The sequence below is a fragment of the Burkholderia anthinoferrum genome (assembly GCF_002925705.1).
GTDB classification, from domain to species: Bacteria; Pseudomonadota; Gammaproteobacteria; order Burkholderiales; family Burkholderiaceae; genus Burkholderia; species Burkholderia semiarida.
In genome coordinates, this window is the sequence record NZ_LFZP01000067.1 from 1 (window position 1) to 24,472 (window position 24,472).

The 24,472-nt window shown below is 64.8% G+C and carries 24 protein-coding genes and 1 pseudogene; 9 read left to right on the forward strand and 16 right to left on the reverse strand.

Going from position 1 to position 24,472, the window contains the following annotated elements; genetic code table 11:
* On the reverse strand, nucleotides 1-644 hold a 644-nt coding region (locus C5F75_RS32970), incomplete at its 3' end, for a PDC sensor domain-containing protein (protein WP_456151272.1).
* 297 nt (nucleotides 645-941) lie between these two features.
* On the opposite strand from C5F75_RS32970, the gene tcuC reads away from it, so the two are divergent.
* Both tcuC and C5F75_RS32980 read left to right on the forward strand, forming a co-directional pair.
* A complete protein-coding gene (gene tcuC / locus C5F75_RS32975) occupies nucleotides 942-2,237 on the forward strand; it encodes an MFS transporter (RefSeq protein WP_059637460.1) in 1,296 nt (431 codons plus the stop codon).
* Nucleotides 2,238-2,298: 61 nt separating this feature from the next.
* Nucleotides 2,299-3,090: a substrate-binding domain-containing protein gene (locus C5F75_RS32980; RefSeq protein ID WP_059577966.1), complete on the forward strand. Its 792-nt coding sequence runs from the start codon at nucleotides 2,299-2,301 to the stop codon at nucleotides 3,088-3,090.
* Between the two features lie 24 nt (nucleotides 3,091-3,114).
* Here the strand turns inward: C5F75_RS32980 and dctA are convergent, their stop codons facing one another.
* Together dctA and C5F75_RS32990 are read right to left on the reverse strand one after the other, a co-directional pair.
* A complete protein-coding gene (gene dctA, locus C5F75_RS32985; RefSeq protein WP_104013332.1) occupies nucleotides 3,115-4,443 on the reverse strand; it encodes a C4-dicarboxylate transporter DctA in 1,329 nt (442 codons plus the stop codon).
* Between the two features lie 34 nt (nucleotides 4,444-4,477).
* On the reverse strand, nucleotides 4,478-5,401 hold the full coding sequence (locus C5F75_RS32990; RefSeq protein ID WP_104013383.1) for a LysR family transcriptional regulator: 924 nt from the start codon (nucleotides 5,399-5,401) through the stop codon (nucleotides 4,478-4,480).
* 249 nt (nucleotides 5,402-5,650) lie between these two features.
* Here C5F75_RS32990 and C5F75_RS32995 point away from each other — a divergent pair, with 249 nt between their 5' ends.
* The 5 genes from C5F75_RS32995 to C5F75_RS33015 all read left to right on the forward strand — a co-directional run bounded on the left by C5F75_RS32995 (nucleotide 5,651) and on the right by C5F75_RS33015 (nucleotide 10,731).
* Nucleotides 5,651-6,550 carry a LysR substrate-binding domain-containing protein gene (locus C5F75_RS32995; RefSeq protein WP_104013333.1) on the forward strand — a complete coding sequence of 300 codons (900 nt, stop codon included), beginning with the start codon at nucleotides 5,651-5,653 and terminating at the stop codon, nucleotides 6,548-6,550.
* Between the two features lie 156 nt (nucleotides 6,551-6,706).
* Nucleotides 6,707-7,456 carry an SDR family NAD(P)-dependent oxidoreductase gene (locus tag C5F75_RS33000; RefSeq protein WP_059577973.1) on the forward strand — a complete coding sequence of 250 codons (750 nt, stop codon included), beginning with the start codon at nucleotides 6,707-6,709 and terminating at the stop codon, nucleotides 7,454-7,456.
* Between the two features lie 74 nt (nucleotides 7,457-7,530).
* Nucleotides 7,531-8,856: an MFS transporter gene (locus C5F75_RS33005; RefSeq protein WP_104013334.1), complete on the forward strand. Its 1,326-nt coding sequence runs from the start codon at nucleotides 7,531-7,533 to the stop codon at nucleotides 8,854-8,856.
* A gap of 34 nt (nucleotides 8,857-8,890) precedes the next feature.
* Entirely contained in the window at nucleotides 8,891-9,736 is an 846-nt protein-coding gene (locus C5F75_RS33010) for a transketolase (RefSeq protein WP_059578056.1), read from the forward strand.
* Nucleotides 9,733-10,731: a transketolase family protein gene (locus tag C5F75_RS33015; protein WP_059577979.1), complete on the forward strand. Its 999-nt coding sequence runs from the start codon at nucleotides 9,733-9,735 to the stop codon at nucleotides 10,729-10,731. The genes C5F75_RS33010 and C5F75_RS33015 overlap by 4 nt, the downstream gene beginning before the upstream one ends.
* 67 nt (nucleotides 10,732-10,798) lie before the next feature.
* On the opposite strand, the pseudogene C5F75_RS33020 reads toward C5F75_RS33015, so the two are convergent.
* The 11 genes and pseudogenes from C5F75_RS33020 to C5F75_RS37460 form a co-directional block, all read right to left on the reverse strand.
* Nucleotides 10,799-11,035: pseudogene (locus C5F75_RS33020) on the reverse strand (hypothetical protein); the annotation flags it as partial.
* 155 nt (nucleotides 11,036-11,190) lie between these two features.
* Entirely contained in the window at nucleotides 11,191-11,616 is a 426-nt protein-coding gene (locus tag C5F75_RS33025) for an Hsp20/alpha crystallin family protein (RefSeq protein WP_059578060.1), read from the reverse strand.
* Nucleotides 11,617-11,655: 39 nt separating this feature from the next.
* Nucleotides 11,656-12,099, reverse strand: a complete 444-nt coding sequence (locus tag C5F75_RS33030) for an Hsp20/alpha crystallin family protein (protein WP_059577984.1) — start codon at nucleotides 12,097-12,099, stop codon at nucleotides 11,656-11,658.
* A 333-nt stretch (nucleotides 12,100-12,432) separates the two neighbouring features.
* Complete coding sequence (locus tag C5F75_RS33035) at nucleotides 12,433-12,624, reverse strand: hypothetical protein (RefSeq protein WP_059577987.1); 192 nt, start codon at nucleotides 12,622-12,624, stop codon at nucleotides 12,433-12,435.
* 245 nt (nucleotides 12,625-12,869) lie between these two features.
* Nucleotides 12,870-13,088 carry a hypothetical protein gene (locus C5F75_RS33045; RefSeq protein WP_226094208.1) on the reverse strand — a complete coding sequence of 73 codons (219 nt, stop codon included), beginning with the start codon at nucleotides 13,086-13,088 and terminating at the stop codon, nucleotides 12,870-12,872.
* Nucleotides 13,089-13,138: 50 nt separating this feature from the next.
* On the reverse strand, nucleotides 13,139-13,453 hold the full coding sequence (locus tag C5F75_RS33050) for a hypothetical protein (protein ID WP_059577992.1): 315 nt from the start codon (nucleotides 13,451-13,453) through the stop codon (nucleotides 13,139-13,141).
* A 132-nt stretch (nucleotides 13,454-13,585) separates the two neighbouring features.
* The gene (gene tkt / locus C5F75_RS33055) at nucleotides 13,586-15,631 is read right to left on the reverse strand and encodes a transketolase (protein WP_059577995.1); all 2,046 of its coding nucleotides are present in this window, start codon (nucleotides 15,629-15,631) and stop codon (nucleotides 13,586-13,588) included.
* Between the two features lie 216 nt (nucleotides 15,632-15,847).
* Nucleotides 15,848-17,248 carry an ISNCY family transposase gene (locus C5F75_RS33060; protein ID WP_059578342.1) on the reverse strand — a complete coding sequence of 467 codons (1,401 nt, stop codon included), beginning with the start codon at nucleotides 17,246-17,248 and terminating at the stop codon, nucleotides 15,848-15,850.
* 322 nt (nucleotides 17,249-17,570) lie between these two features.
* Nucleotides 17,571-17,924: a colicin immunity protein gene (locus tag C5F75_RS33070; protein ID WP_081066470.1), complete on the reverse strand. Its 354-nt coding sequence runs from the start codon at nucleotides 17,922-17,924 to the stop codon at nucleotides 17,571-17,573.
* A gap of 5 nt (nucleotides 17,925-17,929) precedes the next feature.
* Nucleotides 17,930-18,202 (reverse strand): colicin E5-related ribonuclease, encoded by a 273-nt coding sequence (locus C5F75_RS33075; protein WP_081066466.1) that lies wholly within the window; start codon nucleotides 18,200-18,202, stop codon nucleotides 17,930-17,932.
* Nucleotides 18,203-18,282: 80 nt separating this feature from the next.
* A complete protein-coding gene (locus tag C5F75_RS37460) occupies nucleotides 18,283-18,888 on the reverse strand; it encodes a toxin-antitoxin system HicB family antitoxin (RefSeq protein WP_226094339.1) in 606 nt (201 codons plus the stop codon).
* A 613-nt stretch (nucleotides 18,889-19,501) separates the two neighbouring features.
* Here C5F75_RS37460 and C5F75_RS33090 point away from each other — a divergent pair.
* Nucleotides 19,502-21,199 (forward strand): M4 family metallopeptidase, encoded by a 1,698-nt coding sequence (locus C5F75_RS33090; protein WP_059575176.1) that lies wholly within the window; start codon nucleotides 19,502-19,504, stop codon nucleotides 21,197-21,199.
* A gap of 161 nt (nucleotides 21,200-21,360) precedes the next feature.
* On the opposite strand, the gene C5F75_RS33095 is transcribed toward C5F75_RS33090, so the two are convergent.
* Nucleotides 21,361-22,350: an ABC transporter substrate-binding protein gene (locus C5F75_RS33095; protein WP_059575174.1), complete on the reverse strand. Its 990-nt coding sequence runs from the start codon at nucleotides 22,348-22,350 to the stop codon at nucleotides 21,361-21,363.
* A gap of 51 nt (nucleotides 22,351-22,401) precedes the next feature.
* A complete protein-coding gene (locus C5F75_RS33100) occupies nucleotides 22,402-22,746 on the reverse strand; it encodes a DUF3088 domain-containing protein (protein WP_006481897.1) in 345 nt (114 codons plus the stop codon).
* Nucleotides 22,747-23,235: 489 nt separating this feature from the next.
* On the opposite strand from C5F75_RS33100, the gene C5F75_RS33110 reads away from it, so the two are divergent.
* Nucleotides 23,236-24,420 carry a porin gene (locus C5F75_RS33110; protein WP_059575242.1) on the forward strand — a complete coding sequence of 395 codons (1,185 nt, stop codon included), beginning with the start codon at nucleotides 23,236-23,238 and terminating at the stop codon, nucleotides 24,418-24,420.
* Nucleotides 24,421-24,472: the final 52 nt, after the last annotated feature.

Below are 24,472 nucleotides of genomic sequence, written 5' to 3' on the forward strand. Positions count from 1 at the left end.
GCGCGCACGATCGCGCTGACCCCGTTCGGGCCGACGTCGAGCCGGGACAGGAGCTGCTCGAAGTAAGCGAGATCGATCGCGACGACCGCGATCCCGTCGAACGCATGATCCGGCCGCTCGATGCGCCGCGACAGCGCGATGGATTCCTTGCCGTCGCGCGAGCGTGCGCGATAAGGCTGGGACACGTAGAGCCCGACGTTGTCCGCATCGCGATGGACCTTGAAGTAGTCGCGATCGCCGAAGTCCCACTGCCGGGTCGCGCCGCAGCACCCGTCGATCAGCCGGCCGCGCCTGTCGGTCACGCCCATGCCGGTCACGTATTGCGCCGCGGTGCGCTCGAACAGCAGGTCGTGCCGCAACCCCGCGTCCATGCGCTGCACGGCCGGTTGGCCGAGATTGGCAGCCAGCGCGATCAGCGCGTTGTTCGACGTTTCGACCGTCCGCGCGATCTGGCTCGCGAGCACGGCCGCGACGTTGCGCGACGTCTCGTGCGCGTGCACGACGACTTCGCTGCGCGCGGCCCACAGCGTCACCGCGCTGATCCCGAGCGCCGCGAGCGACATCAGCGTGCCCAGCGCGCCGACGACGAGCGGGTGGCGTCCGGCCCAGTCGGCGATTTTCTCGATCGAAGTGAAGGCGGGCATGCTCGCGTGCGGTATCCGATGCCGGCTGCAATTGCGCCGGGCAAATCCGGGTTAACGGCACGGGTAACGGAAAATCGAGGCCGACATGGCCGCCGGCGGACGGCCGCGGCATCGCGAGACGCGGCGGCGCGTGCGGCCACTCCCGGAGCGGTGGAGATTCCGGTCGATTGATAACCATATCGCATCAATCATTCCGAAAATCGCACTTATCGTTTCATCAATACCGCGCCAACATGCCGGAAAACGACAATCGACCCGCCCCTCCCGCGTATTCCAGGATTTTCAGGAGACACCCCGATGCATCCCTCGTCCAGCCTTCCGGCCGAACGTTCGAAGGCCGCCGCGATCTTTCGCGTCACGGCCGGCAATTTTCTCGAGCAGTTCGACTTCTTCCTGTTCGGCTTCTACGCCACGCAGATCGCCAACGTCTTCTTCCCCGCGCAAAGCGAATTCGCGTCGTTGATGATGACCTTCGCCGTGTTCGGCGCCGGCTTCCTGATGCGGCCGCTGGGCGCCATCGTGCTGGGCGCGTACATCGACGAGGTCGGCCGCCGCAAGGGCCTGATCGTCACGCTGTCCATCATGGCGAGCGGCACCATCCTGATCGCATTCGTGCCGGGCTACGCGACGATCGGCCTGCTGGCGCCCGTGCTCGTGCTGATCGGCCGGCTGCTGCAGGGCTTCTCCGCGGGCGCCGAACTCGGCGGCGTATCGGTCTATCTCGCCGAGCTGGCGACGCCGGGCCGCAAGGGCTTCTTCACGAGCTGGCAATCGGCGAGCCAACAGGTGGCGATCGTCGTTGCCGCGGGCCTCGGCTTCGCACTCAATCAGTCGCTGAGCGTGGCGCAGATCGCCACCTGGGGATGGCGCGTGCCGTTCTTCGTCGGCTGCATGATCGTGCCGTTCATCTTCATGCTGCGCCGCAACCTGGAGGAAACCCGGGAATTCAAGGCGCGCAAGCATCGCCCGGGCATGAAGGAAGTGTTCGGCACGCTGGTCCAGAACTGGGGCGTCGTGATCGCCGGCATGATGCTGGTCGCGATGACCACCACGAGCTTCTACCTGATCACCGTCTATGCACCGACCTTCGGCAAGACGGTGCTGCATCTGAGCACCGCCGACAGCCTGCTCGTGACGCTCTGCGTCGGCGTGTCGAACTTCGTGTGGCTGCCGATCGGCGGGGCGCTGTCCGACCGGATTGGCCGCCGGCCGCTGCTGGTCGGCATGACGATGCTCGCCGTCGTGACCGCCTACCCGGCACTGTCGTTCCTCGCTCACGCGCCGTCGTTCGCGAACATGCTGCTCGTCCTGCTCTGGCTGTCGTTCATGTACGGCATCTATAACGGTGCGATGGTCGTCGCGCTCACCGAAGTGATGCCGGTGCAGGTGCGCGTCGCGGGCTTCTCGCTCGCGTACAGCCTCGCGACGGCCGTGTTCGGCGGCTTCACGCCGGCCATTTCGACCGGGCTCATTCACATGACGGGCGACAAGGCCGCACCGGGCTACTGGATGAGCTTCGCCGCGGTGTGCGCGCTGCTCGCGACGTTCGCGCTCTATCGTCGCCACGCGGCGACGTTGACGCCCGCGCATTGATGTCCCGCTCATCCGGAACGTTCACTCGTACCCACGAATCCGCACGACCACGACCACGACCATGAGAAATCCGCTTCTGAAATTCTGCGCGACCGCGCTCGTCGCCACCGCGGCGGTGGCGGCCAACGTCCACAACGTACAGGCCGCCGAACTGCACGTGATGAGCTCGGGCGGCTTCACCGCCGCCTACAAGGTGCTCGGCCCCCGGTTCGCGTCCACGTCGGGCAACACGCTCGCGACTGCGCTCGGCCCGTCGATGGGCAAGTCGCCCGAAGCGATTCCGAACCGGCTCGCGCGCGGCGAGCCCGCCGACGCCGTGATCATGGTCGGCTACGCGCTGGACGATCTGATCAAGCAAGGCAAGGTCATCCCCGAATCCCGCGTCGAGCTGGCCGATTCGCGCATCGGCATGGTCGTGCGCGACGGCGCGGCGAAACCCGACATCAGCACCGCCGAAGGCCTCAAGCAGGTGCTGCTGCACGCGAAATCGATCGCCTATTCGGACAGCGCGAGCGGCGTGTACGTCGAGCGCGAGCTGTTCAGGAAGCTCGGCATCGAGGAGCAGGTGAAGTCGAAGGCGAAGATGATTCCGCGGATTCCGGTGGCGTCGGTCGTCGCGAACGGCGACTACGAAATCGGCTTCCAGCAGGTCAGCGAGCTGCTGCCCGTCAAGGGCGCGACCTTCGTCGGCAAGATTCCCGAATCGCTGCAGTCCGTCACGCGCTTCGCCGCAGGCATCCCGGTCGGCGCGCAGCACCCGCGGGAAGCGAAGGCGCTGCTCGACTATCTTGCGTCGCCCGACGTGCAGGCCGACGTGAAAGCGACCGGCCTGGATTCCGTTTCCGCACATTGAGCCCGATCGACGGAAGGCTTGGCGTCAGACCGCCTTCCCGTCACCGCCCCCGTTCGCGGCGGCAGCGTCTTCATCGGCCGCGTCCGCCGACGCCGGCCCGGCCACGGCGAGCCGCCGCACCAGCCGCGTACGATCACACGCGCCTTCCCACGACGACACGAAAATCACCGCGCACGCATTGCTGATCACGCTGGTCAGCGCGCGCGCCTCCGACATGAAGCGATCGATGCCGACCAGCAGCGCGACGCCGGCGACGGGCAGGTCGGGCATCACGGCAAGCGTCGCGACCAGCGCCACGAGCCCGCTGCCGGACACGCCGGCCGCTCCCTTGGACGTGAGCAGCATGATCGCGAGCATCGTCGCGATCTGCGGCGCGGAAAGCGGGATGTCGCACGCCTGCGCGATGAACAATGCCGCGAGCGTCAGATAGATCGCGGTACCGTCCAGATTGAACGAATAGCCGGCCGGCAGCACGAGCCCCACCACGCCCTTGTCGCAGCCGAGCGCTTCCAGCTTGACGATCAGGCGCGGCAGGACCGGCTCCGTGGACGAGGTCGCGAGGACGATCAGCAACTCCTCGCGCAGGTAGCGCAGGAGCCGCCACAGCGCGAAGCCGTGCAGCCGCGCGAGCGGCGCGAGCACCAGCGCGACGAACAGCACGCAAGCCACGTAGAAGCACACCATCAGCTTCGCGAGCGAGCCGACCGAGCCGATGCCGAAGCGGCCCACCGTGAACGCCATCGCGCCGAATGCGCCGAGCGGCGCGAGCCGCATGATCATCGCCAGCACGCGAAAGACGACCTGGGCGATGCCGTCGATCAGCGCAAGAACGGGCCGGCCGGCGCGCGGGTGGGCATTCAGCGAGAAACCGAACAACAGCGACAGCAGCAGCACCGGCAACACTTCGCCGGTCGCGAATGCACCGAGCATCGTGTCCGGAATCACGCCGAGCGCGAACGCCACGAGGCTGCGTGGCTCCGCATGCCTCGCATACGGCGCCAGGATGCTCGCATCCAGATGATGAACGTCGATGTGCATGCCGGCGCCCGGTTGCAGCACGTACGCGGCGGCGAGCCCGAACGCGAGCGCGGCGGCCGTCAACAGATAGAAGAGGGCGAGCGCCCGCACGATCGTGCGGCCGATGGCCCGCCCGTCCGACAACGACGTGATGCCCGACACGATCGTGCAAAAGACGATCGGGGCGATGGTCATCTTCACGAGCGCGACGAACGCGTCGCTGAGCGGCTTGAACATCGCGCCTGCGGCCGGCCACGCGTGACCGATGCCGATGCCGAGCATCATCGCGAGCAGGACCTGCACGTAGAGCGATTTGAACAGCCGGGCCCACCTCACGATGCCGTCTTCCTTCGTTTGCGTGCCGTCTTCGTCATGCCGATGTGCCGTTGCCGGCGGCGCCGCCGCGCTTCGCGTCGACGATCATCCGGTGAAACGCCTCGGCGGCCGGCGTAAGCGAGCGCCCGCGCCGTTTGACGATGCCCACGCGCCGTTTCACGGCCGGCTCGACGAGCGGCACGCTCGTGAGGACAGGGTGGTCATGCCCCGGCATCGCCATCGACGGCACCGCGGCGACGCCGAGCCCCGCCTCGATCAGGCCGAGCAGGGTCGTGACGTGGCGCGCCTCGCACACGCTCGGCTTACGCGGCGCGACGGCCGCCAGCGCCTGGTCGAGCAGCAGGCGGTTACCGGAAGTCTTGTCCACCGACACGTAATCGTGCTCGTAGAGTTCGCTCCAGGTCACGCGCTTCCGGCGCGCGAGCGGGTGGTCGCGACGACAGGCGGCGACGAACCGTTCCTGGAGCAACACCTTGAACTCGATCTCGGCCTCCTGGCTGCCGAGGAAGCTCACGCCGAAATCCGCCTCGCCGCTGATGACGGCGCCGAGCACGTCGTTCGCGCTGGCGTCGAGCAGTTTCACCCGGATGCGCGGAAAGCGCTGATGATAGCGGGCGATGATGGGCGGCAGGAAGTAGTAGGCGACCGACGGCACGCAGGCGATCGTCACATGGCCCAGGCGGCTCGACGACACGTCGCGGATGCCGAGCAGCGCGGCGTCGAGATCGTCGAGCAGTTGTTCGGCGCTCTGCGCGAACACGCGGCCGACGGTGGTGAGCGCGACGCGGCGCGTGGTGCGCTCGAAGAGCCGCACGCCGAGCGCGTCTTCGAGCTTGTCGATCCGGCGGCTCAACGCAGGCTGGGAAAGGTTGACCGCATCGGCGGCCTTGCGGAAACTGCCCGTTTCCACCACCGCGCGAAACGCCTGCAAGTCCGTCAAATCGAAGTTGATGCTCACGGGTGAATCTCCGCCACTCAGGATGCGCAGCATTTTGCATGATTCCGCCGGCATCATGCGTGCGGCGTCGTCCGTGCGGCGGCGATCGCGCGGCGCGGGGTGCCGCCGGGCCGGTCACGATGCCGAGGGCCGCGCCGCGAATCGATCGTTCCGCGCCGCTTCCTGATGTACCGTATCGCTTTTGGCCGGGCAATGCTTCGGCGCGGCGCCGGCCACTCGGGCGAGCCGCTCTCTTCAACGGATTCCAGCATGCGCATTCCACCGCTCAAGGCCATCATCGCGTTCGAAAGCGTCGCCCGGACCAAAAGCGTCAACCGCGCGGCGGAAGAGCTCGGCCTGACCGCGTCCGCCGTGAGCCATCAGCTCAGCAACCTCGAATCGCAGATCGGTCAGCCGCTGTTTCAGCGCGCCGGGCGTGGCCTCGTCCTCACGCCGACCGGCGAGCGCTATCTGGCCGACGTCACCGGCTCGCTGGCCGACCTGAGCCGCGCGACCGAGCGCGCGTCGAGCCGCACGGAAGTCGATATCCTGCGCGTGCATTCGAGCCCGAGCTTCGGGCTGATGTGGCTGCTGCCGCGACTGTCGTCGTTCCAGGAGGCGAACGGCGATATCCAGCTGAACCTCGCGTGCTCATACGAAAACGTGTCGTTCTCGAACGGCTTCTACGACATCGACGTCCGGCACGGCTACGGCAACTGGGACAATCTCGAGGTCCGGACCGTGCGCGGCGAATTCATCGCGCCGCTCGCGTCGCCGCGCTATCTCGAACGGCATTCGGTGAACGCGCCGGAAGACCTGCTCGCGCATCGTCTGATCTATTCCGAAACGCCGCTGGTCCAGTGGAAACAGTGGTTCGGGCGGACCGGCGTCCCGCTTGCGGCCCAGAAGACCTTCGATTTTTCGTTCGACCGTTCATACATGTCGCTCGAAACCGCCGCGCTCGGCCTCGGCATCGCGCTCGAAAGCCTGATGCTCGCGTCGGTGAAGATCCGCGAAGGGCTGCTGGTGCCGGTCTTCGGCGCGGCCCACGCGGTCGAAGTCGGCGCGCATCATCTCGTGTACCCGCGGCAGAACGCGGAACTGCCGCGCGTGAAGCGCTTCCTTGCCTGGATCGAGCGGGAGGTCGCCGCTCACGAGCGGGCGGATTGAACGACACGTCCGGCGGCCCGCCCCCGATATTGCGGTGCAGCACCGGCAGCCGGCCGATATCTGAAATTTTCTCAACTATGGCTGAACGTTTCCGCGTTGATGCGGGTGCCCGGTGAGCCGACACTCCGGACAACACATCAACACAGGAGACAAGCGATGTTGCTCGACAACCAGGCCATCATCGTGACCGGCGCCGCGTCGCCACGCGGTATCGGCAAGGCCACGGCCCGCGCGCTGGCCGCGCAGGGCGCACGCGTGGCGATCCTCGACCTTCGCCGCGAAGACGCGGAAGCGGCCGCCGCCGAACTCGGCCGCGACCATCTCGGCCTCGCATGCGACGTCACCGACCGCGACGCATGCGTTGCGGCCGCCCACGCGGCGCTGGAGCACTTCGGCCGCATCGACGGCCTCGTGAACAACGCCGGCATCACGCAGCCCGTGCGCACGCTGGATATCTCGGCGCGCGACTTCGATGCGATCGTCGACGTGAACCTGCGCGGCACGCTGTACATGTCGCAAGCGGTGCTGCCCGCGATGAAGGCGCAGCGCGGCGGCAGCATCGTCTGCATGTCGTCGGTCTCCGCGCAACGCGGCGGCGGCATTTTCGGCGGGCCGCACTACAGCGCCGCCAAGGCCGGCGTGCTCGGCCTCGCGAAGGCGATGGCGCGCGAATTCGGCGCCGACCGGATCCGCGTCAATTCGATCGCGCCCGGCCTGATCCAGACCGACATCACCGGCGACAAGCTGACGCCCGACATGCGCGAGGACATCATCAAGGGCATTCCGCTCGGCCGGCTCGGCGATGCCGCCGATGTCGCCAATGCGTGCCTGTTCCTGCTGAGCGACCTGTCGAGCTACCTGACGGGCGTCACGCTCGACGTCAATGGCGGGATGCTGATTCACTGAGAACGGCGCCGCCCGATAAGCGGCGCCGACCATCATGCACCCGGGACAACCCGGGGCCATGGCAGGAGACAGACATGAGAGCAAAGTACCCCGCATCGCCGGTTCAGGGCGAGACGCTGCAACGGGACGACGCGCAGACCTTCGAGACCGCCACATACGCGAAGGTGGCGCGCAGGCTGATCCCGTTCCTGATGTTGTGCTACCTCGGCGCGTATCTCGACCGCGTCAACGTCGGGTTCGCGAAACTGCAGATGCTCAACGACCTGCGTTTCAGCGAGGCCGTCTACGGCATGGGCGCGGGCATCTTCTTCCTCGGCTATTTCGTGTTCGAGGTGCCGAGCAACCTGATCCTGCATCGCGTCGGCGCGCGCCGCTGGCTCGCGCGCATCATGCTGACGTGGGCGGTGATCTCGGCGAGCTTCGTGTTCGTCAAGTCGCCCACCGCGTTCTACGCGCTGCGGTTTCTGCTCGGCGTCGCCGAAGCGGGCTTTGCGCCGGGCGTGATCCTGTACCTCACGTACTGGTTCCCGTCCGCGCGGCGCGCGAAGGCGCTGTCGCTGTTCTTCATGGCGATTCCGCTCGCCGGGATCGTCGGCGGGCCGCTGTCGGGCGCGATCATGCATGCGCTGCACGGCGCGATGTCGCTGGCCGGCTGGAAGTGGCTGTTCCTGCTCGAGGCGCTGCCGTCGTTCGTGCTGGGCTTCGCGATCCTGCTGTATCTCGACGACGGCATCGCCGGCGCGACATGGCTGACCGACGCCGAAAAGGCCTTGCTCGCACGCAACGTATCGGCCGACGCCGAGCACACCACTGCCCATGCATCGATCCGTACGTTCGTCGCGGACCGTCGCCTCTGGCTGATGGCGGCGATCTACTTCTGTGTCGTGCTCGGGCAATACGGCCTCACGTTCTGGCTGCCGACGATCATCCGCAAGGCGGGCGTGGCCGATCCGCTGTGGGTCGGCCTGTTGACCGCGATTCCGTATGCCTGCGCAATCGTCGCGCTGCCGCTGATCGGCATCAGCGCGGATCGCCGCCGCGAGCGCCGTTTCCATCTCGCGGTGCCGATGCTGGTCGCGGCGGCGGGCTTCGCGACGTTGCCGATGCTCGGTAGCGTCGGCGCGTCGATCGTATGCCTGAGTATCGCGTCCGCCGGCATCCTCGCGTCGTCGTCGCAGTTCTGGTCGCTGCCCACCGCATTGCTGGGCGGGATGTCGGCGGCAGCCGGCATCGCCGCGGTCAACTGCTTTGCCAACCTCGCGGGTTTCTTCTCGCCGGCGATCGTCGGCTGGCTGAACGACCTGACCGGCAAGTCGACCGCGGGACTCGTGTTCATCGCCATCGCGATCACGGCCGGCGCGCTGCTGGTGTTCCTCGTGCCCCGATCCGTCAACCGCTGATTCGATTCGTATTCCTTCCCACATGGAGATATCGATGGAGACCGAAACCATTCATGAACCGGTCACGCTCGCCGAGCGCGCGTACCGCATCCGAAGAAATGCCGTGCTGATGGGCGAAGTGCAGGGGCAGGGCTATGTCGGCCAGGCGCTCGACATCGCCGACGTGCTGGCCGTCGCGTATTTCGGCGCGATGCGCTATCGCGCCGACGATCCCGAATGGGAAGGGCGCGACCGCTTCCTGCTGTCGAACGGGCACTACGCGATCGCGCTGTACGCGGCGCTGTTCGAAGCCGGCATCCTGCCGGCCGCTGAACTCGAAACCTATGGCAGCGACGACAGTCGCCTGCCGATGTCCGGCATGGCGAGCTACACGCCCGGCATGGAAATGTCCGGCGGCTCGCTCGGGCAGGGGCTGACGATCGCGGTCGGCCGTTGTCTCGGCCTGAAGCGCAACGGCTCGGATGCGTTCGTCTATACGCTGTTCTCGGACGGCGAGCTCGACGAAGGCGCGATCTGGGAAGGGTTGATGTCGGCCGCGCACTGGAAGCTCGACAACCTGATCGCGATCGTCGACGTGAACAACCAGCAGGCCGACGGCCCGTCGACCCAGGTCATGGCGTTCGAGCCGCTGGTCGACAAGCTCGAGGCGTTCGGCTGGTACGTGCAACGCGTGGACGGCAACGACATCGATGCGGTCAAGCGCGCGTTCGACCACGCGCGCCGGCATCACGCGCCGCAGCCGCGCATCATCGTCTGCGACACGAGGATGGGGTGCGGCGTGCCGTTCCTCGAAGCACGCGAGAAAAGCCATTTCATCCGGGTCGATGCGCACGAGTGGCAACTCGCGCTCGATGCACTCGAAGCAGGGAGACACGCATGAGCACCGTCGACAACAAGCCGCGCCTGAAGACCTCGGCGATGATCGCCTCCATCGCGGCGGAAGGGCAGGCGACCCGCGCCGCGCCGTTCGGCCATGCGCTGACCGAACTCGCACGCACGAACGGCAACGTGATCGGCATGACGGCCGATCTCGGCAAGTACACCGACCTGCACGTCTTCGCGAAGGCATTTCCCGAGCGTTACTACCAGATGGGCATGGCGGAGCAATTGCTGATGGGCGCCGCGGCGGGATTTGCGCACGAAGGCGCGCAGCCGTTCGTCACGACCTATGCGGTGTTTGCAACGCGCCGCGCGTACGACTTCATTCATCAGGCGATTGCCGAGGACAATCTCGATGTGAAGCTCGTCTGCGCGCTGCCGGGGCTCACGACCGGCTACGGGCCGAGCCACCAGGCCGCCGAGGATCTCGCGCTGATGCGCGCGATGCCGAACATGACCGTGATCGATCCGTGCGACGCGCTGGACATCGAGCAGATGGTGCCGGCCATCGCCGCGCACAACGGGCCGGTGTATGCCCGTCTGCTGCGCGGCAACGTGCCGGCCGTGCTCGACGAATACGATTACCGTTTCGAACTCGGCAAGGCCAAGCTGCTGCGCGACGGCAACGACGTCCTGATGATCTCGTCCGGCATCATGACGATGCGTGCGCTCGAGGTCGCGAAGGCGCTCGAAGCCGACCGCGTCGACGTCGCCGTGCTGCACGTACCGACAATCAAGCCGCTCGACACGGCGACCATCGTCCGCGAGGCCGGGCGCAAAGGGCGCATGGTCATCGTCGCGGAGAACCATACGGCGATCGGCGGGCTTGGCGAAGCGGTGGCGACCACGCTGCTCGGGGCCGGCGTTACCGTGCCGTTTCGGCAGATCGCCCTGCCGGATGCGTATCTCGCGGCGGGCGCGTTGCCGACGTTGCACGAGCGGTACGGGATCTCGGTCGGCGCGATGCGAGCGACTATCAGGTCGTGGCTCGGATGATCGGCCGACCGTCCTGGCGTCGCGTGCGCCGTTCGCGATCCGAATCGCTGCTTGACCCGGCTTGATTACGTCTGACATACCGGTCCGACACGACGGACCGTCGCTGGATCCACGCGACCGCGAGTTCGAGCGCCTGGTCGCATGCTTCGCGGGTATCGGCGAAGTCGCCGTCGACGCCGAGCGTCCGGGTTTCCCCGTCGCGATCCGTGAGGATCGCCGCCGCCGAGTAGCGGCCCGTCTCCGTGTCGGTCACCACGGCCCGGACCTCATATCCGCCATGTTCGAGCGTCCTGTTGGTATGCATCGGGTGCCTCCTGCAGGAAAATTCGACAGGTGTGACGACGCGCTGGCGCCGCCGCGAAAGCGGGGCGCCAGCACTTCATGCCGCAAGCGCAAGCGCGGGATGCCGGCAAGCGTCGCGGGTCGCGCCGGTCGATGAAACGCGGCCGGCGCGTCCGCTTATGCCGCCGTCACCTGGATGCGCCGCGGCTTCGCTTCTTCGCGCCGCGGGATGCTCAGTTTCAGCACGCCGTCGCGCAGTTGCGCGTCGATGCGCGACACGTCGAAGTCCGGGCTGAGCGTAAAGGCGCGCGAGAAGTGCGGATGCTGCACTTCGCCGTGCTGCAGGCGCAGCCCCGGTGGCGTCGGAATGACGGCCTCCGCTTCGATCGCAAGGCTGCCGTCATGCACGCGGACGTCGAGCTTTTCGCGCGGCACGCCCGGCAAGTCCGCGTACAACGTGATGCCGTGCGTATCCTCGACGATGTCGACGGCTGGCGCAATCCGCGTGCGCGGCGTGTCGCGCCGAGCCGGTTCGCGGCTCGTCACGGCCGTTCCGGTATCGGCCGAACGGGTCGTCAATTCAGTCGTGTTGGTGTCACTCATGATGTCCTCCGTCATGCGTTCGTGACGTTGCGCCGTGTTTTACTGGACCGTAATCGCCCGCGGCTTCGATGCTTCCGACTTGCCGACGGTGATCGTCAGGCAGCCGTTCGTATAGCGGGCCTCGATCTTGTCGGGGTCCGCATGCGGCGGGAGTTCGACCACGCGGCGGAACGCGCCCATGAACCGCTCGTTCGCGTAGACGCGCCGCTCGTCGTCGGCCGTGGCGCCGTCCGGGGGCGTGCGCTCGCCGCTGATCGTCAGCAGCCGGCGATCGACCGAGATGTCGATCTTCGCGGGGTCGAGACCCGGCGCGAACGCGACGATCTCGACCGTATCGTCGGTGCTGCCGATATTGACCGGTGGAAACGCACCGGGCCGCGGGGCGCGCAGGCTGGCCGGAAAACCCGTGAACATGCCGGCCATCTGCCGTTGCAGGCGGTCGAATTCCGCCAGCAGATCGGAGGGGAAGAAGATATCGCTCATGACTCGCTCCTGTTGTACCCCTGCGGGGGATGAACCGGACCACGCGCTCCAGTTCGTCCATCCGCGATGAGGGTCGCTGACTAACAAATCGAAACACGCAGCGCGTAAACCGCGACTGCCTTGAGCGATACCTAAAATAGGATACGCCGACCGAATTTCAAGAGGGGAGTGCACGCGATCCGCACGTAGTCGGTCACGCGGCGCGTGGCCGGCTTGCTGCCGCGCATCGGCGGCTGGTGGAGAGAGCGGGCACGGAGAGGAAGAAGGCGGAATTTGCAACGCATGCGAATAGACGCGGCGGCGTGACTACGCCGTCGCGCCGGTTTCGTGCGCTCAACGCGCCGGGCCCGACGGCGGCTTCACTTCGGAGAGATCGTCCTCGCGAACCTCGGCCTGACGCACCGTGGTACCGTCTTCGCCGGTTTCTGAAATATCGGTTTCGAAGGTCGACTGCCCGTCATCGGGCTTCTGGGCAGGTTTCGCGTCGCCGTCCTGTTTGTCCGGCTGTTGCTGTTGACGTGTCATTTTGCGCTCCTTGTCGCAACGGGGAATGTTGCGCACCTTGCAATGAGCAAGGCGCGGGCCGCGCGCATGCGGATCCCGACTCGAGCGGTACGGCCCCATTCGTTGTCGCCGAAAAGTGACGCCGCTGAGCCAGGGACTGCTGCCGGCGATTACGTCCATCGTGGAGGTCGGGTCGCGCCTGCTCCTTTCCGGCCACGCGGCGCGAGCCGCGCGGCGATCACCGCGGCCCGCCGCCACCGCGCGGGCTATTGCGCCCCCGTCGTCCGCATCCGCTTCGTATTCGGCAACGGCGCGTGCTGCATCGGCCCCTTGACGAGTTCGCTCATCGCGTCGCGGATCCAGCGGTTGGCCGGCTCGTGATGAAAGCGCGGATGCCAGTGCAGATAAAGCTCGTACGTGGGGGCGGCAGTCAGATCGCGATGCTGGCGGGCCTGCGCGCGTGCCGATCCGGACAGTCTCGTCACGACGATCCGTGAACGAATCGCCGTGTACGACATCACGCCGGAGCCACGCTTTACGCGTCTTTCAGCCAGGGCATTTCCACGGGCGACACGACCAGCTGCCGGAATTCGCGTTTCAGATCGAAGATGAATCCGACCAGAATCATCGAGTCGGCGTAAGGAATCGGAAAGACTTGCGGATTTTCCGGCGTACGCAGCGGGCGCTCCGGCGTGTCCGCCGTCGCCGCTGCGTCTTCACGAACGCTTTCCAGGTCGTCTGCCATGGCCGGGCCACCGGCTTTCAGCACGCGGCTACGCAGGTCGCTGAAGGGTTCGATACGGGCGGCGTCTTCGTGGTATTCGGGCACTTCATAAACGAACCAGGACATTGTCGTCTCACATGAGAAGGGGCGCCATTCTAACGCTACGCGAGAATCCAACGAAAATCGAGGCCGCCCGCTTCTCCAGGCATGTCTACGCGCTCTGCGAAGTCGTCGGATCTCAGGCGGATCGCGGCAATGTCACGCTTCGGATAAAGCCTGATGCGCCGCGCGAACAACCGCGTCGACCGTAATGTCGAACTTGTCGTACACATCCTTGATTTTCCCGGACTCGCCAAAGCTGTGCATTCCGACGAACCGGCCTTGCGGACCGATGTACCGCTCCCATCCCAGTTCGACGGCCGCCTCGACCGCGACTCTCGCAGGGGACGTGCCGAGCACGGCCCGTTGATAATCGCGTGGCTGTTCCTCGAAGAGCAGGCGGCACGGCATCGATACAACGGCTGTCGGCACTCCTTCCTGTTGCAGGATGTCGCGCGCCTGGACGGCGAGGTCGACCTCCGAACCTGTCGCGAGCAGCGTGAGTTGGCGCGGCCCGCCATCGGCCTCCCGCAAGACATAGGCGCCCCGCGCCGACTTGTTTTCGTTTCCAGGCTCGTTGCGCAGAAGCGGCACCGGCTGGCGCGACAATGCGAGGAGTGCAGCCCGGCGGGGCTGTTCGAGAATCAGCTCCCAACATTCTGCCGTTTCGACTGGATCGGCCGGCCGGTAGACGGCGAGTTGGGGAATGGCCCGAAGGGCGGCAAGGTGTTCGACGGGTTGATGAGTGGGGCCATCTTCTCCGAGACCGATGGAATCGTGCGTCATCACGAAGATGGATCGCACCCGCATCATCGCGCTCAACCGGATCGCCGGACGGCAGTAGTCCGAAAAACACAGGAAGGTGCCACCGTACGGAATGAGGCCTCCATGAAGCGCGATGCCGTTCATGGCCGCGGCCATGCCGTGTTCGCGCACGCCGTAGTGGAGGTATGAACCTTTGAACCGGCCGGGCTCGATCGCGATCTGGTTCTTTGTCCTCGTATTGTTGGACTGCGTCAGATCCGCGGAGCCGCCCAGCAATTCCGGAATCGCGTCGACGAGATGATCGAGCACCACACCGCTGGCCTTGCGGGTGGCCATTGCACTGCCACTGGCAATAAACGCCTGCCGTGCCGCCGCGATCGCCGCCTGCCAGTTATCCGGAAGCTTTCCGGCATTGCGCCGGTCGAATTCGGTGCGTAGCGCCTGCGGCGCCCGGCGGACACGCTCGTCCCAAGCGAGTCTCGTCTTGCGGCCGCGCGCGCCGATCTCCCGCCATGCTTTCAGCAAGTCATCCGGGATTTCAAACGGCGGCGAATGCCAATCGAGGGCTTGGCGTGCGCCCGCGATTTCATCCTCGCCCGGGGCATCGCTATGGGCTTTCTCGGTTCCAGCCTTCGTCGGAAAGCCGAACCCGATGATCGTCTTGCATGCGATCAGGGTCGGCCGGTCAGGCGTTGCGCGGGCGGTCGCGATAGCGTTCCGGATCGCATCCGTGTCGTGACCGTCGATTTCCAGGACGTGCCATCCCGCCGAGTGAAAGCGCTCGATCTCGTTGTCCGAGACCGCGAGCCGGGTGGCGCCGTCGATGGAAATCGAATTGTTGTCCCAAAACGCGATCAGTCTGCCCAACCGTAGGTGGCCGGCCAACGAAATGGCCTCGTGGCTGATGCCTTCCATCAGGCAACCGTCACCGAGAAATACGTATGTGTAGTGATCGACGAGATCGTCGCCGAAGTGCGCATTCATCACGCGCTCGGCCAGCGCCATGCCGACGGATTCCGCGATGCCTTGTCCGAGGGGACCGGTAGTCAGTTCGATTCCGTCGGCGTGCGAGTACTCCGGGTGACCCGGCGTCTTGCTGCCGACTTGCCGGAACCGCTTCAGCTCGTCAATGGTCATGTCGGCATAGCCGGTGAGATAGAGAAGGCTGTAGAGCAGCATCGACGCGTGTCCGTTGGAAAGGATCAACCGGTCGCGATCGATCCAGTGGGGCGCCGATGCATCGAATTGCATGAACTCCTTGAACAGGACCGTCGCGACGTCAGCCAGCCCCATTGGCGCACCAGGATGGCCGCTGTTGGCTTTCTGTACTGCGTCCATGGTGAGGAAGCGGATACAGTTCGCCAGCGCGCGAAGATGGGGGTCTCGTGGGGACGGTATTGCTTTTGCAGCCGTCCTGGAGTTTGCGGTGGGATCGCTCATCGGTTCTCCTGTTTTGGTCGGGAAAGACGAGGCTGCGGTGCAATATGCATACCTTCTCGACGGTGATGGGGTCTCTGGCTGGTTTGGGATTCGACCCTTTTGTCATACCCGGATTCAGATGTCGTAGCGCCAGCTAAATACAGATGTCGCATGTTTCATCGGCTTTCCATCCTTCAGCGTTGAAGTGCCAGGCCTGAAGCAGCAGGGCGCTTACGTTCACCCGCGGGCCTTCGCAGACCGCCGATTCGATTCAGATTGATGTGTTTGTGAAGCGACCTGCAAGATGGCTGCTTCGATATCAGCTTCCGTGAACGCACGCTGTTTCTTGGCACCGGGTAACGATGCCTTGGCTCGTACCGGTAGCCCTCGATTGGCTCGCGACGGGGAACCCGAGATCCGCCGGTTATCACGCTGCGCCTGAACCGCTTCAGCCACCTGCAGTGCGTGACTCAGACGCTTGTGCTCGATGATCGCGCCTTGATCGACCTCTGCCAGCTTGTCGTAAAGGCGACATCGCAATACCTCGCCATCGGTCCGTATTTCGACCCGGCCATCCGGGTACTCCCAGACGTCGATGTAGCGATGAATCAGCTTCCGATTCTCGAGCGTATCGTCCAACAGATACAGCACCCGGTCGTACAGCACCGTCAGCGACTTCGAAACTCGGCGCGTTTCGCGCCAGGTCAGCAATTGGTCCAGATTCTCGTCACCTCGCAGCGGCCGGTGCGCATTGAAGTCGCTGCGCGGTGGCTTGGCGAAGCGCGCGTTATACATGACGATGAAGGAGGGCACATAAGCATTGGCGTCGGCCACCGTGCTGATGCCGCGCAATCGCATCTCCTTGACCAGCCGGTCCTGCAGCGTCAGGTGTGCTCGCTCGACACGTCCCTTGGCCGAGCTGCTGTTCGCGCAGAACGTGTCGATGTTCAATTCATACATGGCCCGGCCAAACTGCGTCACGCTGCTGCCGGTCTTGCCCGCGGTTGCGCTGCGGAACACGCTGTACTTGTCGCTATAGAACGCCACCGGCTTGCCGTAACGCTCCAGATACGCCCGCGTGGCCTCGAAGTAGCTGAAGGTCGATTCGGTCGCCGTAAAGTGCAGATGCATCAACCGGCTCGTCGCGTCGTCGACGTACACCAGCAGCGTGCAGGCCGGCGCCCGTTCCTCGAACCATCGATGATCGCTACCGTCGATCTGGATCAGTTCGCCCAGGCAGGCCCGGCGCGCTCGCGGCTGGTAGACCTTGGGCGGCCGTTGCCGGCGCGGAATCCAGAGCCCAGCGTCTGTCATCAGCCTTCTGACCGTTTCCTTCGACAACTGCAGCCCATGGCACTCCCAGAGCTTCTCGCAGGCCAGCGTCGGCCCAAAATCGGCGTAGCGCTCACGAATCAGGCTCAAGGCGCGATGAGCGAGATCCTCAGGCAACTGATGGTTGCTGGCGTGGCCACGACGCTGCGAAACCAGCCCGACCGGGCCAGCGGCGCGATACCGGGCGACCAGCCGTTCAATCTGCCGTCGACTGATCCCAAGTCGCTCCGCGGCTCGCCAAGGCATCAGACGCTGCTCGATCACGGCTTCCACGACCTTCAGACGATCCAGCTCCCGCATGCTCATGGTGATCAGTCCAGGTTGGCCCACGATGCGCTCCGGCAGTTCGAACCGCCGCCAGCATGCGCCGAAACCCTCGAACTACGACATTTCAACTTTGCCCAGATGCGACATTACTACTTTGCTCTTACACCTTTTAAATTGATAAACAGCATTATGTAAAATTGCAAGAACCATTGATGAATTGTGGAGCTAACTAGCATTCTTGCGACCGGACGCGAGTCCATTCAAAGAAAGCGAGCCCTGACAGAGCTTTCTGCACCTCCGTCGCCCCTAGATTTCAATGTTTTATCTAAGGGGTAGCGTCGAGTAGGAACAACATAGGTTGTCAAGGATCGGCGTGCCGTCTGGGTTTCCAGCCTGTCATCGGCGGGGCCGTCACCAAGAAAACGTCATGAGGAGGACTCTCCGACCGAATGAACTCGGCTGCCCTTTTGTTATTTCGTTGGGCAGTGTCCAAGTCAATGGGAGGATCAGCGCCATCCCAAATACAATCGACTCTCGCTTCGAATCCGGGGTTACGCCAGATTCCACCTTCGATTCGAGCGACAACCACACCATGTTTGGCTGCTTGCTCGCAAACAGCGATTGCCGCTTCTGCCGTGAGTTTCATCACGATACTGCCAGCAAGGGAGAAAAAATCATTCGATGAATCGTATACGCGGTGATGATCGATATTCATTGTGTTCATTTCCATTTGATCCGACCATCGGGAATCCATGTTGGATCATTCTTCCCGCTCACCTGGAGAACTTCTCCGGTTATGTCATTTACTATGACATAACCATCCGGTGACCCATACACAGTCGCCGGGTCATTTCTGGGAATACCATCCGGAGTCTTCGATGCCCCCCGATTGTCCATCGTCGTCCCTGCAGGGCCATCGTCAACGGTCGCCTGAACCTCTTTATCCGTCCACCCGCGCTCGTCGATCTGCCGCGCGATTTTGTCGTCGATAATGAGATTGCGTGACGCTGGTTTCGGCCATCAGATCGCGCGAGAGCCATCGACCCGATACGTCATATTTCCAACAACCTCTATCAGGCGTGTGCAGCACGTTCGAGCACTTCGCGCGCGGCGCGCCCTAATACCTCTTCCGACCATTGATTCACGCTCTCCCCTGCAACGGCCGCCGCGACGCCTACGGCCGCGTGTGTCTCAGGATTGAGTCGCGGCATCAGCTTTCCAGACGCAGGCTTTTGCGGCGATCGCCCCATGCGTGCGCATTCTTCGAGATAGTGGTCGACGGCCGCATGAAAATCCTGCGTCAGCTCGGCGACCGTCTCACCGTGAAAACTGATCTTGTCGTCGACGCCGAGCACGTGCCCGACAAAAATATTGTCGCGGCCGTCGAAATCGACGCGAGCGTAATAGCCCTTGTACGTCATTGCGTTTGTCATGGCTTTATCTGCTATTCGTTGAACCAGTCGCGCGCATCCTCCACCTGATAGCGCTTTGCCTCGTGGATGCGGGCGATGCAGGTATCGGCGCCCCCCGTTCAGCTTGAAGGCGATGCGCGACCCGGCGCTTGCGTGAATGCTGCCGCCCAGCGCGACAGCCAAAGCTTCGATATCCGCGCACACGATGCCGCCGAAGGTTGGCTTCGTATAGATCGCGGTCAGCGTGCGGGCGCGTTTCGTTTTCATGGGTGGGTGATATCAGAAATTGATATCACCAAACGGGCGAATGATAGCAAAATGGGCTATCTCGCCCTGCTTCCCGGCGACGCGATAGCAGGCCGCTGGCGCCGCCGGCCGTTGGGGCGGTCTCGGGTATTCCTGCGAGGCCGCAAGCCCGGCAGGAGGCGGACGTCGGCCGGTCGGGCCGGGTTAGGGGCCGGGGCAGGTGCACAAGCTCCGACCCCGCGCCCGGAAATCGCAGTCCCCTCCCCGCCGGCCTCTCTCTAAATAGGTCGTTTTTGATGCACCGACGGCCAACCGCGCAAACGCCACCAGCGCGGGGTTCCGGGTACTTCATCTGATCACACCTGCCTCGCCCGAATATCACAAAGTTTCGACGTTATCCACCGCAGTGAGCCGCCTCCGATATTCCCGCCGCACCCGACATAATCATTTAAAATTCCTCACCAAATACCGACTTGATTAACGGCAGCGAAATGAAAAATCAATAATAAAGAAAATATCTTGTAATTATAAAAACGACCTCCTAGCATCCCCCTGCTGTTCGCGACATGTCTTGTTTAAAAGTCATCACTTGATGCATTCCTCGAACAAACCCATTCATAACCTGGGGAATTACATGAAGAAACTGTCCCGACTGCTGCCCATCACCGCGATTACCATCGCGAGTCTCAGCGCTTTTGCCCAGGCCGGCGACCCGCCGGCCGCGGTCGACAAGGCGCTGCAACTGATCCAGCAGAACCCGGCCGCCTTCAGTGTGGCTACCGGCGGCACGGCACGCACGTTGAAGTTCGCGGGGCCGCAAGCAACCGCACCGACCGATGGCGATCAGTTCCAGGTACGTGACGTGATCGTCGATCCCGACGGCACCGAGCACGTGCGCTTCGACCGGTTCCATGCGGGCCTGCCCGTGATAGGCGGCGACGTGGTCGTCCACTCGAGCAACGGGCAACTGAAGCAGGCCAGCGTGACCCAGCTCGCACCGATCAATCTCGCCGGCACGATCGGCAAGGTCGGGAACCGCGCCGTGGTGCGCAACGCACCCGACGTAGGCGCGACGCGGGCCAGGCACATCGCGGCCGCGCGCTTCAACTCGGACGTGCGCCGCGTCGACGACCCGGAACTCGTCGTGTTCGCACGCGACGTCACGCCGACGCTGGCCTATGCGGTACGCGTCTACGGCAAGGCGACCGACACGCACGGCGACGCCGTGCTGTACTACGTCGATGCGCGCACCGGCACCGTGCTCGACGCACAGGACCTGATCAAGACCGCCGCCGCGACCGGCACCGGGCGCTCGCTGTACTACGGCAACCTGACGCTCACGACGGACCAGACCGGCACGAACGCGTACCGGATGCTCGACCCGGGCCGCGGCGGCGGTTCCGTCTACGATGGCCGCGGGCTGAGCTCTGACGAAGTCGAACAGGCGACCGACCTGCCGATCTTCACGAGCAGCACGAACGTGTGGGGCAACAATACGACCACCGACCGGCAGACCGTCGCGGCAGACATCGACTACGGGCTCGCGTTGACTTGGGACTACTACAAGACCACGCACAACCGCAACGGCATCTTCAACGACGGCCGCGGCGTGAAAAGCTACGCCCACGTGGTGTTCAATACCGGCAGCGGCACGACCGGCGCGAACGCGGCATGGCTGTCGTCGCGCGTGATGGCATACGGCGACGGCGAGCCGGGCACGCGCCTGCCGAAACCCGTGGTGTCGGTCGACGTTGCCGGGCACGAAATGAGCCACGGCGTGACCGAGGCCACCGCCAACCTGAACTATTCGGGCGACGCGGGCGGCCTGAACGAGGCGACGTCCGACATCTTCGGCACGCTCGTGAAGTTCTACGCGAACAATCCGAACGATCCCGGCAACTACGTGATCGGGGCGCGCGTGGTGAGCGGCGGCCTGCGGAAGATGTACAAGCAGGATCTCGACGGCCGGTCGTACAGTTGCTATCCGTCCGGCGGCTTCTCGTGGTCGAATCCGCGCCACGATCCGCATTTCACGTCGGGTGTCGGCAACCGCTTCTTCTACCTGCTGTCGGAAGGGCCGACGGTGCCGTCCACCGACACCGGCCTGTCGAGGACACAACTGGTCTGCAACGGCGACACGACCTTCAGCGGGTTGGGCCGCGACAAGGCCGGCAAGATCTGGTACCGGACGCTGACCGTGTACCTGAACGCCAACTCGAGCTACCCGAACGCGCGGCGTGCGTCGATCCAGGCGGCGAATGACCTGTACGGCGTGAACTCGGCCGAAAGCGCGACGGTCGCGCGCGCGTGGAGCGCGGTCGGGGTGAACTGACGGCGTGCGGGTGAACGCGTCGATCGCCGGACGGCGCGTGGCGGGCCTTGCTTCGGAGCAAAGCCATTCGGTCATCGTCACGCGGCGCTCGAGTGAATGACGGGAACATGCCAACCGGCCGCCTGTACGCACAGGCGGCCGGTGGCGCCGCGGGTTTCGCATCACCCCGCCGCGACCAGCGGATTGAACGACGTGTCCCACAACGGCGCGACATGGGCCGGCCCGTCCAGCACGCCGATGCGGGCAAACACGTCCGCGACCTGCTGGTGCTGGGCGACCACGTCGGGCGTCACCGGCAGCAGCGCGTAGTCCTCGCTGCGCTGGTCGAACATCGTGACGAGGTCGGCAACCGGCACGCGCGTCTCGCGATTCTGCGCGATGGCGTAGTCGCGGAAATGCCCGTTCGCCCACGCATACGCACGCCGGAACCGCAGCAGCAGATCGCCCGTTGCCGCGCGGCGGCGCGCGTCGTCGAGCGTGCGCGGATTCGCGTACACCGGAAAATTGCCCGACAGATAGCCCTTCCCCGTTTTCAGCACGCGGGCGCCGTAGCGATTGCGCGCGAGCTGGCCGTTGTAGCCATAGATCGCCCACGCGTCGATGTCGCCGCGATCGTACGCGGACAACCCGTCGGTCGGAGACAGGTTGATCGGCTGGATATCGTCGAAGCTCAGGCCGGCTTCGGCCAGTTGTCGATACAGGAAATAGTGCGAGGTCGTCGCGCGCACGTAGCCGACGCGCTTGCCCTTCAGATCGGCGATGCCACGAATCGGCGTGTCCTTGCGCGCGAGCGTGACCTGGTTGTTCAGGTCTTCGCGCACACGCGAGATGAATCTCACATTGGCTTTCTGGCGCGCGGCGAACACGGCGGGAATTTCGCTACCCGAACCGATATCGAGCGCGTCCGCGTTGAGCGCCTCGATATGCAGCACGCCGTTGTTCAGCTCGCGCCAGTCGATCCGGTACGGCGTGTCGCCGAGCCCGGCTGCCTGCAGCAGCGCGCGCCAGCCGCCCTTGTAGGTCGCGACGCGCAACGTCGTGCCGGCCAGATCGGCGTCGGCGGCCGGCGCGGCGAACGCGGCCAATGGATGCGCCGCCACTGCGGCGCCGGCAAGCAGCAGGCGGCGACGTACTGCCGACATTGACGACATCGGATGCTCCTGTCGATCGGATGGAATAGGATGGAAAGCGAAACCGCCGCGTCAATGCAGCGCCGGAAAGCCGTGGCGCTCGGCCAGCAGTTCGAGGATGCGGCGCGCGTCGGTGACGAAGCGCACGTCGCCGAGCGTCTGCGCATCGTCCGGCGCGGGCCGGTCGCGGCCCAGCACGAGCACCGGCAGACCCTGGTGCGCGTCGTCGAGCGCGTCGATCACCGCAGGCCGCGGCCGCTCGAAGCCGACGCGCTTCACGTCGAGGCGCGCCGCGAGATCGGGCGCGCTCGCCAGCAGCCCCTCGATCGGCAGTCCATGCGGACAGACGAAGCGCTGGCCCGGATGCTTCGGATCGGCAAAGCCCGGTTCCAGCAGAAACAGTACATCGCGACTCATGTCAAACGGCTCCTTTGTCGTTGATCGGCCCAATCGGCAAGCGCGCATGCCGAGCGCCTTGCCGCTCACGAGGCATGCTGGCCCGCGGCCGGATGCCAGACTCTACCGTTGCGCCCCGCACGGTCCTACCAACGTTTTGCGAAATCGATATGCGAACGCGCATAGCGCATCGTCCGGTCGCCGCCTAGCGGTCGTTGCGTAAACGCATCGCCGTGCAAACGACGGGTATTGCGCATATCGAATGATTTCATCGATCGATATGACCGCATACGTGCATTTCCGGCGAGCGACGTTCGCGGTCGGCGCGATGCGTTCGCCGCAGCAGGCGCGCCGGACGCGATCGCGGCGCACCTGCCGGGCCGACGGCAGCGCACATTACAAATCGGCCGCGCAGCGAATTACAAACCACGGATCGGCCGTTCATCGGCGCGTCCATCATCAATAGCATCGTGATCCTCACAAACGTACTGATAAAAACAGAGGATGGTCATGATCAAAAAAACGGTGGTACTGGGTTTGGTTTCGATCGGTTCGGTCGGCGCGCATGCGCAGAGTTCGGTGACGTTGTACGGCGTGGTCGATGCCGGCATCGCGTATACGAACAACCAGGGCGGCGCGAGCAACATCCAGCAGACGAGCGGCAAGCTGAGCGGCAGCCGCTGGGGCCTGAAAGGCGCGGAAGATCTCGGCGGCGGCGTGCAGGCGGTCTTCACGCTCGAAAGCGGGTTCCGCCCGAGCGACGGCGGACTCGGCCAGGGCGGGCGCCTGTTCGGCCGCTCCGCGTACGTGGGCCTCGGCAAGAAAGGCCTCGGCACGCTGACGTTCGGCCGTCAGTACGAGCCGATCACCGATCTCGTCGCGCCGTACTCGGGGCCGGGTTTCTGGTCGCCGGCCACGCACGTGGGTGACAACGACAACCTGAACCAGAGCTTCCGGCTGAACAACGCGGTGAAGTTCCGCAGCGACACGATCGCCGGCTTCACGGCCGACCTGCTCTATGCGTTCAGCAACCAGGCCAATGGCGGTGCAGGCACCGGGTTCTCGAACAACAACGCGTGGGGCGCATCGGCGAACTACGTGAACGGGCCGCTGTCGTTCGGCGGCGGCTATGTGCGGTTCAATCATCCGAATGCGGCGTCGAATACGAGCGGCGCGGTGGGCGGTGCGACCTCGACCACCGGCAACGACTACAGCGGCGCGTTCTTCTACGGGCTGAACGGCGGCGTACTGAAGCAGCAGATCGGCGCGGTGGGCGCGAACTACGCGCTTGGCCGCGCGACGCTCGGCTTCGCGTGGAGCCACACGCAGCTCGACTATCTCGACGGCTCGTCGCGCAAGTTCAACAACTACGACGTGAACGCGCGCTACCAGCTCACGCCGGCGGCCACGCTGATCGGTGTCTATACGTTTACCGACGGGCGCGCGAGCGGCCTGCCGGGCACGAGCGGCCAGACGCTGAAACCGCGCTGGCACCAGTTCACACTCGGGTTCGACTATGCGCTGTCGAAGCGCACCGATATCTACGTGTCGGGCATTTACCAGCTCGCGGCCGGCGATGCGAGCACCTCGACCTCGGGCGGCTATCGCAAGATCGCGGCGATCTCGAACATCGGCAGCGCATCGTCGACGAATCGTCAGCTTGCATTCGTCAGCGGGCTGCGCGTGAAGTTCTGACGGCATGCGCATCGGGCGCGACGCAATCGTCACGATAAGCAAAGCGGGAATC